We start from the raw sequence: 14,686 nt of genomic DNA on the forward strand, positions 1-14,686 counted from the left end.
CCTCATATGCCCTGATGTGGCGCTAAGCTCATGCCATGATTCGACTGAGCAAGCATCAGTAAGGTAGATGTAGATGCTACGCTTTGGCTAGCCAAGCGTAGCTAAGAAAGATTTTATTCACCGGCCGCCGCTGCGACTTTTGGCTCAGCATTTTCATAAACACGATAAGGCTCAGACTCGCCACGCACAACCGCTTCATCCACAATGACTTTACTAACTGATTGCTCAGAAGGTAGCTCATACATGGTATCTAGAAGAATTTTTTCAAGGATAGTCCGTAAACCCCGCGCACCTGTTTTACGTTCCATCGCTTTGCGTGCAATTAAATGCAGGGCTTCTTCTCTAAATACCAGCTCTGCGCCTTCCATTTCAAACAAACGCCCGTATTGTTTAGTTAATGCATTACGTGGCTCGGTCAAAATTTGTACTAAGGCAGCTTCGTCCAGCTCTTCTAGAGTCGCCACCACCGGCAAACGCCCGACAAACTCAGGAATCAAGCCGTAACGGACTAAATCATCCGCTTCAATATCCTTAATCACATCACCAAAACTTTTATTCGTTTCCGGTGTTTTTACCGCAGCAGAAAAACCAATACTGCCTTTCTCGGTACGATCACGAATCACCTTATCCATACCCGCAAACGCACCACCGCAAATAAACAGAATATTTTTGGTATCCACTTGCAGGAATTCTTGCTGCGGATGCTTACGTCCACCTTGCGGCGGTACAGAAGCAATAGTCCCTTCAATCAGCTTTAATAAAGCTTGTTGTACCCCCTCACCCGAGACATCACGGGTAATCGAAGGGTTATCTGACTTGCGAGAAATCTTGTCGATCTCATCAATGTAAACAATCCCAGTTTGGGCCTTTTCTACATCGTAATCGCATTTCTGTAACAGCTTTTGAATAATATTTTCGACATCTTCACCGACATAACCAGCCTCAGTTAAGGTGGTTGCATCCGCAATCGTGAAGGGGACATTCAATAAACGGGCTAGGGTTTCCGCCAATAAAGTCTTACCACTACCCGTTGGGCCAATCAGCAAAATATTACTTTTTGCTAGCTCCACATCATCTTTACCCGTCTTTTTGAATAAGCGCTTATAGTGATTATAAACCGCCACCGATAAGACTTTTTTAGCGAGCTCTTGGCCAATTACATATTCATCTAAATTTTGGCTTAGCTCACGCGGCGTGGGCAAATTACTTTTGTCATCAACTTCGCCTTGGGTAGAGTGCATTTCCTCTTGGATGATGTCATTACACAGATCGACACATTCATCACAGATAAAAACTGAAGGCCCTGCGATCAGTTTGCGGACTTCATGCTGACTTTTTCCGCAAAATGAACAATACAGCAGTTTCCCAGTATCTTGGCTACCCTTTTTGTCTTTACTCATTCAGAACCTCTACCTGCGCCAGAGTTGACTGGCAAATGTGCTTAAATAGCGAATTAATTTGCTATGTAATGCCAAAAACAAGAACTTCAAGCCTTATTATCTACGAGTATGGGATTGAATAACAAGAAGCCTATGCTTTATACGCCCATTAAAACAAAAACAGCCTGATAAACAGGCTGTTTCTAACAAAAATTTAATGAAATGAAGGTCTATGAACTACGTTTGTCTAATACTAAATCAATCAAACCATAGTCTTTAGCCTGAGCCGCCGTCATAAAATTATCACGATCGGTATCATGGCTAATTTTTTCAAGCGGCTGACCGGTGTGCTTAGAGAGTACCAAATTCAGTTCCTCACGAATTTTTAGAATTTCGCGGGCATGAATTTCAATATCTGAAGCTTGACCTTGGAAGCCCCCTAGGGGTTGGTGAATCATCACTCGAGAATGTGGCAAACAAGCCCGCTTACCCGGAGCACCCGCTGCTAACAGCACGGCCCCCATACTCGCAGCTTGGCCAATACATAGCGTACTGACCTGCGGACGAATGAACTGCATAGTATCGTAAATCGCCATCCCGGCAGTCACCACCCCACCGGGTGAATTAATATAGAGGTGAATGTCCTTTTCAGGATTCTCAGATTCCAGAAACAAGAGCTGACCCACAATCGAGTTCGCCATATAGTCTTCAATTCCACCGACACAGAAGATAATCCGCTCTTTCAGTAGCCGAGAATAAAGATCATAAGCTTGTTCCCCACGTGAGGTTTTTTCAATCACGTAAGGGATACCCAAAGCTTGAGTTCCTAATGCACCATGTAGCTTAGACATTATTATTTCACCTGTACATTGAGCCTATTAAGCGGCTGCCGGTGCCTGCTTGCGATTCATCACTGATTCAAAATCGCGTGCTTCATCTGTGACCTGCGCCTGAGCTAATACCCACTCTACAATCATATCTTCCATGACCGCTGCTTCCACAGTTTGCATAGCTTGACGATTCGTCCGGTAGTAATTAATCAAAGCAGCTGGGTCCTCATAAGAGGCAGCCAAAGTCTCCAGCATCGCATCGACACGGGCAGGATCACGTTGCAGACCTTTTTGACGAATAATCTCGCCAACGATCAAACCCAACTTTACCCGACGTGCTGCTTGTGGCTGGAATAAATCATCGGGGATATTATCCGCTGAATTGCCTGTACTTTGCGAAAACTCCTCACGAACGTGTTGGATTTCGTCTTTCACTAAAGCACTCGGTAAGTCGATTTCATGCAAATTGGATAAGCCTTCCATGACTTGCTGCTTCACTTGAGCTTTTAAAGCATTGCCCAATTCACGTGTCATGTTTTTCTTAACTTCTGCACGGAACGATTCAAGGCTGCCATCGTCAACGCCGAATTGCTTAATAAACTCTTCGTTCAGTTCAGGCAAAGACTCTTCCTGTACTTTATGTACCGTCAGTTTGAACTGTGCTGTCTTGCCTTTTAAATTTTCAGCTTGATAGTCTTCAGGGAAAGCGACCTCTGCGGTTTTAGTTTCACCCGCACTCATCCCCATTAAAGCGGCCTCAAAATCGGGTAACATCCGACCTGCACCTAGCTCAACAGGATAATCTTGTGCCGTACCGCCTGCAAAAGTCTCACCGTCCACACTACCTTCAAAGTCGATACGCACTAAATCGCCCGATTGTGCAGCACGCTCCACGTCTTTCCATTCGCGTTGTTGCTTGAGAATCGTATTCAGCATGTTATCAATATCAGCATCTTGTACTTCAGCAACAGGACGCTTGAGTTCTAAACCCGTCACATCAGCCACTACAAATTCAGGATAGACATCGAAATTCGCTACATACACCAACGGCTGACCCACTGCGAGTGCTTGCAACTCGATTTGTGGCAGACCTGCGACCCGCAGATTTTGTTGAACAGAGGCATCTCGGAAAGTATTTTCTAATACTTCACCGATCACTTCTTGGCGTACAGAATCACTGTAGCGTGACTTAACAACATTGAAAGGAACTTTGCCGGGGCGGAAACCATCCAGACGCACACGCTTGACCATGGACTTAAGACGTGACTCGACGCTCTGCTCAATCCGCTCGGCAGGCACTTCGACTGTCATTTTACGCCCGATACTTCCTGTTGACTCTACTGAAACTTGCATGCCATACCTCATCTCCCCATCCATCAACCAAAGGCTGGAGGGGTTATCATCAAAATATTTGGATTGTTTGAATCATGGTGCGAAAGGAGAGACTCGAACTCTCACGCCTTGCGGCGCTGGAACCTAAATCCAGTGCGTCTACCAATTCCGCCACTTTCGCATATTTCGTCGGAAAAACGGGGTAGCTGCCCATAATCCCGGAAAGGAGGCGATTATACACAGCAAATTGCCAGATGTATAACCAAAATGTAGAGTAAAGTTGGGGTGGATGATGGGGCTCGAACCCACGACAACCGGAATCACAATCCGGGGCTCTACCAACTGAGCTACAACCACCATCTGGAAACTTTATGATCGAGGCTAACGGGACAACAATGGCGCGCCCGGCAGGACTCGAACCTGCGACCCACGGCTTAGAAGGCCGTTGCTCTATCCAGCTGAGCCACGGGCGCAGAAGGCAGACTATAGTAAGCTTAAACTTGATTATAGACCACTCTGAAAAAGTGGTCGGGGTAGAGAGATTCGAACTCCCGACATTCTGTACCCAAAACAGACGCGCTACCAGGCTGCGCTATACCCCGACTTGAGTTAAGACAACTTTCGTTGCTTGATGTTTCAAGACCGCGAAATATACAGATCGAAATTAAAGTCGTCAAGTAGAAAAATACAAGTTAAACACGTTCGTTTAGCCAGTAGCCAATAGCGGGGGGAATCGTCTTTTGTGCCTTCCCGCTGACATAAACACCAATATGTCCGCCATTAAAGCTCAGCTCTGCATAATCCTTAGAACCGACATAGTTGGCTAGTGCTTTAGAAGCAGCTGGCGGAACTAAATGATCCTGATCTGCATAGATATTTAGCACAGGCATCGTCACATTCGCAAGCTTGACTGGCTGTCCAGCAAGCTCTACTTCGCCTTTAATTAATTTATTCTGTTGGAAAAAATCCTTCATAAACTGACGGAAGGTTTCACCGGCTTGATCGGGGCTATCAAAAATCCATTTTTCCATGCGCAGGAAGTTTTTCAGAACCTCCTTGTCGCCCATCATATCCACCAGCCCTAAATACTTCTGCCCCATCAATTGATAAGGCTTTAGATTCAGGAAAGTCCAATTCAGCATCTCCCCCGGAATATTACCCAAAGTATCCACCAGCAAGTCGACATCAACTTTCTGAATCCAGTTACTGAGCATATTATCCGGTGTTTGGAAATCGACTGGGGTCACCATTGTGACAAGATTTTTTACCCGTTCAGGATGCAAGGCGCTGTAACACAAGCTAAATGCCCCACCTTGACATATCCCTAATAAGTTGACCTGCTCAACCCCATGTCGCTCGCACAACTGATCAATACAACGATCAAGATAGCCATTCAGATAATCATCCATCGTTAAATAACGATCCGAGGCATCGGGATAACCCCAATCTATCAAATACACATCCTGTGCTGCCTCTAACAAGCCTTTAATCGTGGAGCGGTTTTCCTGTAGGTCGGTCATATACGGCCGATTGACTAAGGCATAGACCACCAATAAAGGAATGGGATTACGCTCCATTTCTGGATCACCGAGATAATGCAGGAGTTTGAGCTTGTCTTCTTGATAAATCACCTCATGCGGCGTTACCCCAGCTCTGCCCTCTTGCATAGCCAGCATATTCGCCATACCTTCGGTCAGCTTCTCATTAAAGGCTTTGACTTCAGCGGCTAAAGCTTCGGGACGCATATTAAAAGGAATCATTGGGCAGCCTCCTCAGTAGCGGTTGCTGTGGTTTGCAGAGTTTGCTCAATTCGTTTCAAGCGCTGCTCTAAAGTACGAACTTGCTGGCGTAATAGATTATTTTCGCGCTTTATTTCATATTGCTTTTTAATAACTGCCTCATAATCAGCACGGACAGGCAAACCAAAAGCTTTGAACTCAGCCTCTAAATGCTCATTCATCCCCTGCTTGAGCAGCAAGAAGGCATTCACTAATTCACCATACAAGGTTTGATAATGCTCACTCGCCGCAAATTGCGCATAAGTATCTTCACTGACATCAACCCATAAATCATACAGCTCGCGTAAGGAAGTCACCTGCTTGCCCGCATCCGCCAAGCTTTGAATACGGACTCGCAAAGCTTGTACTGAGGCCTGACCTTGAGTCGCAAACGCCTCGCTGTAACGATCCATCGCCTGCTGATAACCTAAGGCTAGCGCAGCTAATTTCTTTAAGCGCGCTTGCCCTTCTTGCGATAACCCAAAACTAGGACTCGCCAAAGCTTTTTGTAGATGCTCTTGCCATAAACCCGCGTTCGGCATATTCAGGCCACCCGTACCGACATCTCGGAACAAGTTCATGCTCTGCATATTGCCAACCAGCTGCTGCCAACCCTCAAATAAAGAATGGCCTAAACCTAGATTACCTGCTGTCACGCCACCTTGATTACGCCCTTGGTTAAAACTCTGCTCGAGTGTACGCATCCAAGCTTCCACACTCGGTGTGTCGGGATCAATTTTTGAGTTGCTATACACTTGCTCGGCTAAACCCAGATAGACCTTGCCCATCTCCATGACACGACTTAAGACATCTTGGATTTGTGGTGGAGAATCTTGGGTGACAGAACTCCACCATTGGTTTAAATCCTGCGCCCAAGTGGGTGCTTGTGAGTGCGGCGTAGTAGAAGCAAGAGGATTAATTGTGGAGAGAGTTGACCAATAGCGCTGTTGTGCATCTAGCCATGTTTTGATGGCTTCTTCCGACCATTGTTTAGAACTCATCTCGGTCTCCTCCAAACCTAAAGATAAAATGGTTGTACAGTTCAACCATATCATGCTAATTTGTGCAGCGCAACAAGCGCAACCTAGCGGGTGACTTGTGAGTCTACTCGTTCTAGCTAAGCCTTGTGAATACTCCATCATGTATGGTCCCCACTGTTGATTTTCACATCATCGTTTAACGGAGATTTGGTTATGAGTAAAGTTGCACTAGTTACTGGTGGTACCGGTGGTATTGGCACCGCTATCTGTAAACGTTTAGCAGCTAATGGTTATACAATTATTACAACTTACTTCGAGCCAGAAGAAAAAGCGAAAGCTTGGGCCGAAGCTCAAGACTATGATGTGGATCTCTATCCTTGTAATGTCAGTGATTATTATTCTTGCCTCGAACTCAAAGAACGCATCTTAGCGGATCATGGTCAAGTTGATGTGATCGTCAATAATGCGGGTATCACTCGTGACGCGAAATTTACACGCATGACCCCAGAACAGTGGAAAGCCGTTTTATCCACTAACTTAGACAGCTTATTCAATGTTTGCCATCAATTTGTCGAAGGTATGACTGAGCGTGGCTTCGGGCGGATTATCAATATTGCATCCGTGAATGGCCAAAAAGGTCAAGCCGGTCAAACCAATTACAGCGCAGCTAAAGCCGGCGTTCATGGGTTTACAATGGCCTTAGCACAGGAAGTTGTTCGTAAAGGTGTCACCGTGAATACCATTTCTCCGGGCTATATCGGTACAGAAATGGTCATGGCGATTCGTGAAGATATTCGTAATGCCATTGTTGAACAAATCCCAGTGAAGCGTTTAGGTAAGCCAGAAGAAATTGCAGCGGTTGCCGCTTTCTTAGCTTCTGATGATGCGGCCTTCATCACGGGTGCAAATATCAGCGCTAACGGCGGCCAATTCATGCACTAATCACGTGCGAGCAGCTGTCAAAGTAGCATAGTCAAACTATGCTACTCGTTACAAAACCCGTGAATTCTCACAAATTTCCTCTTAAATCATTGATCAAGAGTATGCAGGGCAAAACAATAGCCTATACAATAAAGATGCATATACTTAGTGCACACCACATTGATCACCAGAAGTTTGGTAAAGAATGAGCATGACCGATATCCGGATTATTAAAAAATACCCTAATCGCCGCCTGTACGATACGCATCAAAGCTGTTACATCACGCTAGCTGATGTACGCGAGCTGGTAATGCAAGAGATTCCTTTTCAAGTCGTTGACCGTCAAACTAGCGAAGACATTACCCGTAGCATTTTGTTGCAGATCATCATGGAGCAAGAATCAGGCGGTAAACCGCTGTTTAGTAGTGACCTATTGTCTAAATTTATTCGTAACTATGGTGTCACCACTCAGCAAGGCTTTAGTTCATTCATGGAGCAGAGCATGCAATTGTTTAATAATCAGCAACAAGCGATTAGTGAGCAAATGCATCGTGCCTTGGCTGGCACACCCTTAGACAATTGGTTAAAACTGAGTGAGCAGAATTTGCAAGCTTGGAACAAGATGCAACAGGATATTTTGAAAAGCATCTCGCCTAATAAGCGCGATTAATCGAATCAAGCTAATCAGCTGAACACGGCTCTGATAAAGGTCTTGGCCGGATGGAAGAGTAGATAAAAAATTACCCGCCTTGAGCGGGTAATTTAATAACTTCAGCAACTAAGCACCGGAGGAGGAGAGGAGAGCACTTAGTGGCTGGTTCAAACGGATATTAAGCAGATTTAACGTCTTCAGCCGCTTTCTTAGTGGCAGCGACTGTTTTGTCAGCTGCGTCTTTTGTCGCAGCAACTGCTTTATCGGTTGCATCTTTGCCAGCAGCGATTGCTTTATCAGCCGCTTCTTTGCCAGCAGTTGCCGCTTCTTGAGTTAATGCGGTGGCTTTAGCCATTGCTTTTTCAACTGCAGCTGAGGCTTTTTCCATGTTTTCAGTTAAAGCTTGCTTGCTCAGCTCAGTGGCTTTTTCAGTGGTTTGAGAAGCGTATTTTGCAGCTTCTTCAGCAATAGCAACTAATTCATCACGAGTCGCTGTTAACAGTTCAGCCGCTTCACGAACATTGGCTAACCACTTTTCGCCACAAGACTTCAATACTTCTTGTTGCAGAGCAAACGCTTCTTTCGGGTCTTTAGCTTTTGATAAAGCATCAGCATTCTTAGTGCCTGCTTCGAAACAGCTGCTCAGTAAAGCAGTTTGCTTAGCCGTTAAAGTTTCGAAAGTTTTCATATTTAATTCGCCAACGCGCTTAGCTGAGCTCATAGCGTTGTCATTCAATTGTTTGAACAGATCCATCATAGCGTTTTGCATGGTCATATATCCCTTAGTGAGTCAGTATAAGTGCCTGATTTTAATTTCAGATTTCGTCTTGCTTTTCAGCATTTGATGCAGTGCACAATAGCGAAGTTCTAATCTGCTGTCAACCATTTTTGTGCATTGCAACAAAAGATTTATTTTTAAGCATATCCTAAGTATAGCGTCTTTTTGTGACCGGTGAATTTCAATAGTCCTGTGCAAAAAGCTGGTGCATAATCAATACTCTATCCTGCTAGCAAAAGACCCTACTATGCAAACGAATACTGCCCCCTATGAACTCGCTAATCTCAAAGAATTAGAAGCTCGAGTGCGTCAATTTGGCGAACTGCTGGGTGAAATTTTGCGCGAGCAAGAAGGGCTCGCTTTATACGAAGCCGTAGAAAAATTACGTCGTGGTTATATCCAGTTACGTCAACAAGATGATCCCGCCCTGCGCGAGGCCTTGATGCAATTTATTCTCGAACTGGATGTACAGGCAATTGAAAAAATCATCCGTGCCTTCAATACCTTTTATGTCATATCCAATATTGTTGAAGAGGACTTTCGGGAACGTGAGCGCCGCCGTAAGTTCGCCCACGGCGATGATCCATTGCTTTGGAAAGGTTCAGCACGGCGTACCGTAGTTGAATTAAGAGATGAGGGGGTGACAGCTGAGCAAATGCAAACGCTCATGAATCAACTGCGTTATATCCCTGTGTTTACGGCCCATCCAACCGAAGCTCGCCGCCGCACTCTAATGGGTATTCAACGCCAGATTTTCGTGATGATTAATCAACTCGAAACCCTAGATGAGGCTAGTGATGATGAGCGCTCTGCCCTTTTGCGCCAAATTAAAGGCCAGATTCAAATGCTCTGGCGCACCAATGAAGTTCGCACGCGCAAGCCTACCGTTGAAGATGAAGTCAATTATGGGCTTTATTATTTCCGCGAAAGTTTATTTGACGCCATTCCACTGCTGTATCGTTTCTTTGAGCGCGCCATGCGTTATGCCTATGGCAGCCATCAAGTCAATGTACCGAGCTTTTTGCGGATTGGCTCATGGATCGGCGGTGACCGCGATGGCAATCCGTTTGTCACGGCAGCGGTTACCCGCAATGCTATTCGCTTAGGGATGAGTGAAGCTCTGTATGCCTATATTGAGCGAGTGGATGTGCTGCGTAATTCACTGTCGCATTCCACCGAGTTTATTACGCCCTCACCTGAATTTTCCCAGTACTTAGCGGCTATTAACGAGCAAATGGGTAATCGCTTACTCGCTAAGCGTACTGACCAATTGCTTGAAGAACCTTATCGCCGCTTACTCACCATTATGCGCTATCGCTTAAAAAATACCTTAGAAGTGGTACGTGCGCGGCTCAATCATCAGCAGGCAGTTTTACCGCTAGCTTCTTATAACCATGCTGAACTCTTCCTACACGAATTGAAGCTCATCTATGACTCACTGTATAGCCATAATGATGGCCTGCTCGCAGGACGTGAATTACGTGATTTGATTCGTTTAGTCGAAACCTGTGGGTTTGGACTCTACCAATTAGATATTCGCCAAGAGTCAACCATTCACAGCGAAACCGTCGCCGAGCTGCTCAATCGTTCAGGCTTATGCGGTCACTACTTAGCCTTACCAGAAGACGAACGGATTTCATTACTGGCTGAACTGATTCAGCGTCAGCGCCTACCGATGCCTTATCGACCCGAGCTGACTGCACGAACTGCAGAAACCTTAGAAGTCTTCGATACTCTGACTGAAATGCGCAGCGAGGCAGGCCCTGAAATCTTTGGCACTTATGTGATCTCGATGACCCATCATGCCAGTCACATTATGGAGGTACTCCTGCTGGCTAAAATGGCAGGTCTGATTGGCTATACCACTGAACGGCAATTATTCTGCAACATTCGTGTTTCACCGTTGTTTGAAACCATTGAAGACCTCAAACATATTACCAGTGTATTAACCCATCTATTTGAAAATCCCACTTATCAAGCTTTGCTGCGAGCCTCGGGTAATTTACAAGAAGTCATGCTCGGTTATTCTGATTCGTGCAAAGATGGCGGTATCCTTGCTTCTAATTGGAATTTATACAATGCACAAAAAGAAGTTTTAAGCCTCACCGATCAATACGGGATTACTTGCCGCCTGTTCCACGGACGCGGTGGTACCGTTGGACGCGGTGGCGGCCCCACCCATGAAGCCATTGTCGCGCAACCCCCTAATACCGTGCGAGGGCAAATCAAATTCACTGAGCAAGGTGAGGTATTGGCTGCCAAATACAGTAATCTAGAAACCGCTGTGTATGAATTAGGCGTGGGCGCGACTGGCCTACTCAAAGCCAGTGCGGGCTTAGTGATTCCGCGTGTGGCAGATCGTGCGTCTTATCACACGGCGATGCATGAGATCGCCGCGATCGGCGAAAACAGCTATCGACAGTTAACGGATCGGACACCGGGCTTAATGGACTATTTCTATGAAGGTACACCCGTACAGGAAATTGGCCAGCTCAATTTAGGCTCGCGCCCCTCACATCGTAAACAAACAGTCCGTGACAAATCGTCGATTCGGGCGATTCCTTGGGTCTTTGGCTGGGCACAAGCACGGCATACTCTGCCCGGTTGGTATGGTATCGGTACAGCCCTAGCCGATTTCCGCCATAGACATCCTGATGGTTTAGAGCGCCTGCGTGATATGCATAGCAACTGGCCTGCGTTTAAATCGCTGTTGGGCAATACCCAAATGGGTTTATTTAAAGCAGAAATGGATATTGCGCGTGAATATGCCAGTTTGGTGGAAAATCAAGAAATCGCTAAACAAATTTACGCGACGATTCGAGCTGAGTTTGAGTTAACGGTCAGTGAAATTCTGCTGATTACCCAGCAAGCACGTTTGATGGACGATACGCCGTTATTGCAATACTCGGTACTCAGGCGCAACCCTTACCTCGACCCCTTGAATAATATTCAAGTGACTTTACTCCGTCGCCATCGTGAGCATTTAACCCAAACCACTGAGCCATCCCCTTGGCTGGAAGCCTTATTGCGGACGATCAATGCGATTGCGGCAGGCCTAAGGAATACAGGCTAGCCACCTAAAAAACAAAACCCCTCCTAAGTTTGGAGGGGTTAGAAAAGAAACTTGCGTTTGAGTTGCCGTGGGCTAGTTCTTGCGAGTTTTGGGTCTAGGGACTGAAAGAAGAACCGCAGCCACAAGTCGTTGTCGCATTCGGATTACGAATCACAAACTGTGCACCCTCTAAACCTTCGGTATAGTCGATTTCAGCACCTACCATATATTGGAAACTCATGGGGTCGATGAGCAACTTCACTCCCCCGTTTTCGACCATCGTATCACCCTCACCTTCAGCTTCGTCAAAGGTAAAGCCATACTGGAAACCCGAGCAACCACCACCCGTCACAAACACCCGCAACATTAAAGCGGCATTATTTTCTTCATCAATCAACTGTTTTACTTTAGCTGCAGCAGCATTAGTAAACACCAGTGGAGAAGCCATTTCTACGGTCATGTAAAAACTCCTGCAAACTGTGCAAAATCAAGATAAAGAATACGTTAACACCTGCCGTCAACAGGGTCAATAAAGCCTCTTTTCTAGCTAGATAAGCTTAAGTATTGCTTGGCTCTGGTGCTTTGGGTGGGGGTAATTTACTCGTATCATTGGGTTTTTGCCGTACTAACTTACCATTGACTTCGGCACCGACGGCCATTTCCAACAAATTGTAATAAACATCGCCACAAATACGGGCTTTTTCAAATAACTCAACCTTGCCATTGGCGAAGACATCCCCATCAATCGCACCATTCAACAGCATACTCGAGACACGTACTTCACCTTGAATACGGCCTTGCTCGCTCAGAATCAAGGTAGAATCATCATTATCAGCCGTTAGATTGCCTTTAATTGTGCCTTCAATATTCAAATTGCCCGAAAAGGTCAAATCCCCGTCAATCGTCGTACCCCGACCAATTAAAGTGTCAATACGTGCACTGCGGTTGCCACCCTTTTGTTCGGCTGTCGTAGTAGCAACCGCAGGGGTTACTGGATTATTGGTAGTCGCTGGCGGATTCGCTTTCGGATTACTCTTACCAAACATTGACTTTTACTCCTTAACTTGCTGCAGATTTTTTAGATAAATTAAATACTTGCCAATCATAGCTCTTGGTTACTGGGTTAGCACCTGACTCAGGACGCAAAGTCACTAAGACTTGCTCTGGAGTAAAATCCGGTGGCAACTCAATCATCCCCTCAAAGCGCTGATAATACTTCAAAGAAAAACGATTAACATCTTGATTCTGCTCAGTGGATTTCACTCGCAGGGCGCTCAAGGGTAAATTGAGTTTTGCACCTGCCTTTAAACCTTTGATCTCTAGATGATAGTGACCTGAGACACCTGCCTCATTGCCCCGTACATTGGCTAGTACTAATTGATACTGATAAAACCGCTCATGCTCAAGCTTATTTCCCTCAGCATCAATCACACGCGGCTTGAGTCCAAAATACCGAATGGATAATCCCGCTTCGACATCTTTAGGAGACAGAATATCCTCATAAAGCAGTAAATTATCTTTGGCATCCGCTAATTCAGTTTCAACGAGAGCCAACCGCCGCCTTAAGGCTTCATTCGCAGTCGTTTGCACTTGCTCAGAACGAGTCGCTGAGGCTGCTTGGCTTTCGAGCTTAATAATGTGTTGATTTTGCTCTTCAAGCAAGCGCGCCTGCTCATTCATCTTGCCGCGCAAAGACAGTGCTTGTGTTCCATCCGTGGCATCAACGGGGGTTAAATAACCACTGACATATAACCAAGCAACTAGCACTCCTAACAATAAGAGTAAGGCGACTAACAACGGCCAACACCGACTCGGTTGGCGCGCTGCTTGAACCTGAACAACACCCCGATGGTCAATCCGATATTCAAGACTCATACAGGTTTAAACAAGGCAATCAAGGCAATAACCCGGGGCTGAGTAAGCCGGTGGTTTCTGGATAACCAAACATTAAATTCATATTTTGCACTGCCTGCCCAGCAGCCCCTTTCACCAAATTATCAATCACCGACAGCACCACTAAACGTTTACCGCCTTGTGGTTGATGAATCGCAATTCGGCAAGTATTCGCACCCCGTACCGAGCGAGTTTCTGGATGAGACTTAGGCGGCATCACATCAACAAAAGCCTCCGCTTGATAACGCGCTTCATAGAGAGCTTGAATCGAAGCAGCGCTTTCAGTGTTGGCGGTTAAATCTGCATACAAGGTGGCATGAATACCGCGAATCATCGGCAATAAATGCGGTACAAACGTCAGATCCACCGCTTTACCGGCCAAGTTTGTTAAAGTTTGCGCAATTTCAGGCTGATGTCGATGCCCAGATACACCATAAGCTTTGAAGCTATCCGCTGATTCACAAAGCAAATGCGCCACACTGGCTTTGCGTCCTGCACCGCTTGCACCCGATTTAGTATCCGCAATAATATCTAAATCGACTAGGCCTTGTTCAATCAGTGGCACTAAGCCTAAAGTCACTGCCGTAGGATAACAACCGGGGTTCGCAATTAAACGCGCTTTGGCAATCTCAGCACGATTTAGCTCAGGCAAACCGTATACAGCTTCTGCAACCAAATCGGGGCAAGCATGCTTCATTTCATACCATTTTTCCCAGACTTCGATATTTTTGATGCGAAAATCAGCAGCAAGATCAATGACTTTAACCCCTGCTGCTAGCAAAGCGGGCGTGCTTTTCATCGCAACCCCATTGGGGGTGGCAAAGAACACTAAATCATTATCAGCTAATTGCTCCACTTCAGGGGCAGTGAAGTCGAGATCCAAAAAACCCCGTAGATTGGGAAACATCGCGTCTACACGTGTGCCTGCATTTTCACGCGAAGTCACTTGACTGACACGTATTTGAGGGTGATTAACCAATAAACGTAATAGCTCAACACCGGTATAACCCGTAGCCCCGACAACAGCAACCTTTTTCACAGTAGTCCTTTATCTCTATTCACTAGAATATTTTGTATAATACCCCATCCTT

13 protein-coding genes and 4 tRNA genes are annotated in these 14,686 nt (G+C 45.9%); 3 read left to right on the plus strand and 14 right to left on the minus strand.

What is annotated here, in order from left to right:
* Positions 1-113: 113 nt before the first annotated feature.
* The 9 genes from clpX to phaE form a co-directional block, all read right to left on the minus strand.
* The gene (gene clpX, locus B5D50_RS00655) at positions 114-1,400 is read right to left on the minus strand and encodes an ATP-dependent Clp protease ATP-binding subunit ClpX (RefSeq protein ID WP_078920646.1); all 1,287 of its coding nucleotides are present in this window, start codon (positions 1,398-1,400) and stop codon (positions 114-116) included.
* Positions 1,401-1,609: 209 nt separating this feature from the next.
* A complete protein-coding gene (gene clpP, locus B5D50_RS00660; protein WP_078920647.1) occupies positions 1,610-2,230 on the minus strand; it encodes an ATP-dependent Clp endopeptidase proteolytic subunit ClpP in 621 nt (206 codons plus the stop codon).
* A 27-nt stretch (positions 2,231-2,257) separates the two neighbouring features.
* Positions 2,258-3,562, minus strand: coding sequence for a trigger factor (gene tig / locus B5D50_RS00665; RefSeq protein ID WP_078920648.1), 1,305 nt, complete (start codon positions 3,560-3,562; stop codon positions 2,258-2,260).
* Positions 3,563-3,637: 75 nt separating this feature from the next.
* A tRNA-Leu gene (locus B5D50_RS00670) sits at positions 3,638-3,722 on the minus strand.
* Between the two features lie 100 nt (positions 3,723-3,822).
* A tRNA-His gene (locus B5D50_RS00675) sits at positions 3,823-3,898 on the minus strand.
* Between the two features lie 39 nt (positions 3,899-3,937).
* Positions 3,938-4,014, minus strand: a tRNA-Arg gene (locus B5D50_RS00680).
* Positions 4,015-4,066: 52 nt separating this feature from the next.
* Positions 4,067-4,143, minus strand: a tRNA-Pro gene (locus tag B5D50_RS00685).
* Between the two features lie 90 nt (positions 4,144-4,233).
* A complete protein-coding gene (locus B5D50_RS00690; RefSeq protein ID WP_078920649.1) occupies positions 4,234-5,301 on the minus strand; it encodes a class III poly(R)-hydroxyalkanoic acid synthase subunit PhaC in 1,068 nt (355 codons plus the stop codon).
* A complete protein-coding gene (gene phaE, locus B5D50_RS00695; RefSeq protein ID WP_159448537.1) occupies positions 5,298-6,320 on the minus strand; it encodes a class III poly(R)-hydroxyalkanoic acid synthase subunit PhaE in 1,023 nt (340 codons plus the stop codon). The genes B5D50_RS00690 and phaE overlap by 4 nt, the downstream gene beginning before the upstream one ends.
* 192 nt (positions 6,321-6,512) lie before the next feature.
* On the opposite strand from phaE, the gene phbB reads away from it, so the two are divergent.
* Together phbB and phaR are read left to right on the plus strand one after the other, a co-directional pair.
* Complete coding sequence (gene phbB, locus B5D50_RS00700) at positions 6,513-7,241, plus strand: acetoacetyl-CoA reductase (RefSeq protein WP_078920651.1); 729 nt, start codon at positions 6,513-6,515, stop codon at positions 7,239-7,241.
* Between the two features lie 190 nt (positions 7,242-7,431).
* Positions 7,432-7,890, plus strand: coding sequence for a polyhydroxyalkanoate synthesis repressor PhaR (gene phaR / locus B5D50_RS00705; RefSeq protein WP_078920652.1), 459 nt, complete (start codon positions 7,432-7,434; stop codon positions 7,888-7,890).
* 160 nt (positions 7,891-8,050) lie between these two features.
* Here the strand turns inward: phaR and phaP are convergent, their stop codons facing one another.
* On the minus strand, positions 8,051-8,641 hold the full coding sequence (phaP, locus tag B5D50_RS00710; protein ID WP_159448538.1) for a phasin family protein: 591 nt from the start codon (positions 8,639-8,641) through the stop codon (positions 8,051-8,053).
* A gap of 256 nt (positions 8,642-8,897) precedes the next feature.
* On the opposite strand from phaP, the gene ppc reads away from it, so the two are divergent.
* Positions 8,898-11,723: a phosphoenolpyruvate carboxylase gene (gene ppc, locus B5D50_RS00715; RefSeq protein ID WP_078920654.1), complete on the plus strand. Its 2,826-nt coding sequence runs from the start codon at positions 8,898-8,900 to the stop codon at positions 11,721-11,723.
* 94 nt (positions 11,724-11,817) lie between these two features.
* Here the strand turns inward: ppc and erpA are convergent, their stop codons facing one another.
* The 4 genes from erpA to argC all read right to left on the minus strand — a co-directional run bounded on the left by erpA (position 11,818) and on the right by argC (position 14,634).
* Complete coding sequence (gene erpA / locus B5D50_RS00720) at positions 11,818-12,162, minus strand: iron-sulfur cluster insertion protein ErpA (RefSeq protein ID WP_078920655.1); 345 nt, start codon at positions 12,160-12,162, stop codon at positions 11,818-11,820.
* Between the two features lie 97 nt (positions 12,163-12,259).
* Positions 12,260-12,748, minus strand: a complete 489-nt coding sequence (locus B5D50_RS00725) for a bactofilin family protein (RefSeq protein ID WP_078920656.1) — start codon at positions 12,746-12,748, stop codon at positions 12,260-12,262.
* Positions 12,749-12,761: 13 nt separating this feature from the next.
* The gene (locus B5D50_RS00730; protein ID WP_078920657.1) at positions 12,762-13,577 is read right to left on the minus strand and encodes a DUF6776 family protein; all 816 of its coding nucleotides are present in this window, start codon (positions 13,575-13,577) and stop codon (positions 12,762-12,764) included.
* A gap of 19 nt (positions 13,578-13,596) precedes the next feature.
* Positions 13,597-14,634: an N-acetyl-gamma-glutamyl-phosphate reductase gene (gene argC, locus B5D50_RS00735; protein WP_078920658.1), complete on the minus strand. Its 1,038-nt coding sequence runs from the start codon at positions 14,632-14,634 to the stop codon at positions 13,597-13,599.
* Between the last annotated feature and the right edge of the window lie 52 nt (positions 14,635-14,686).

It is taken from the genome of Thiothrix eikelboomii (assembly GCF_900167255.1).
Lineage (GTDB): Bacteria > Pseudomonadota > Gammaproteobacteria > Thiotrichales > Thiotrichaceae > Thiolinea > Thiolinea eikelboomii.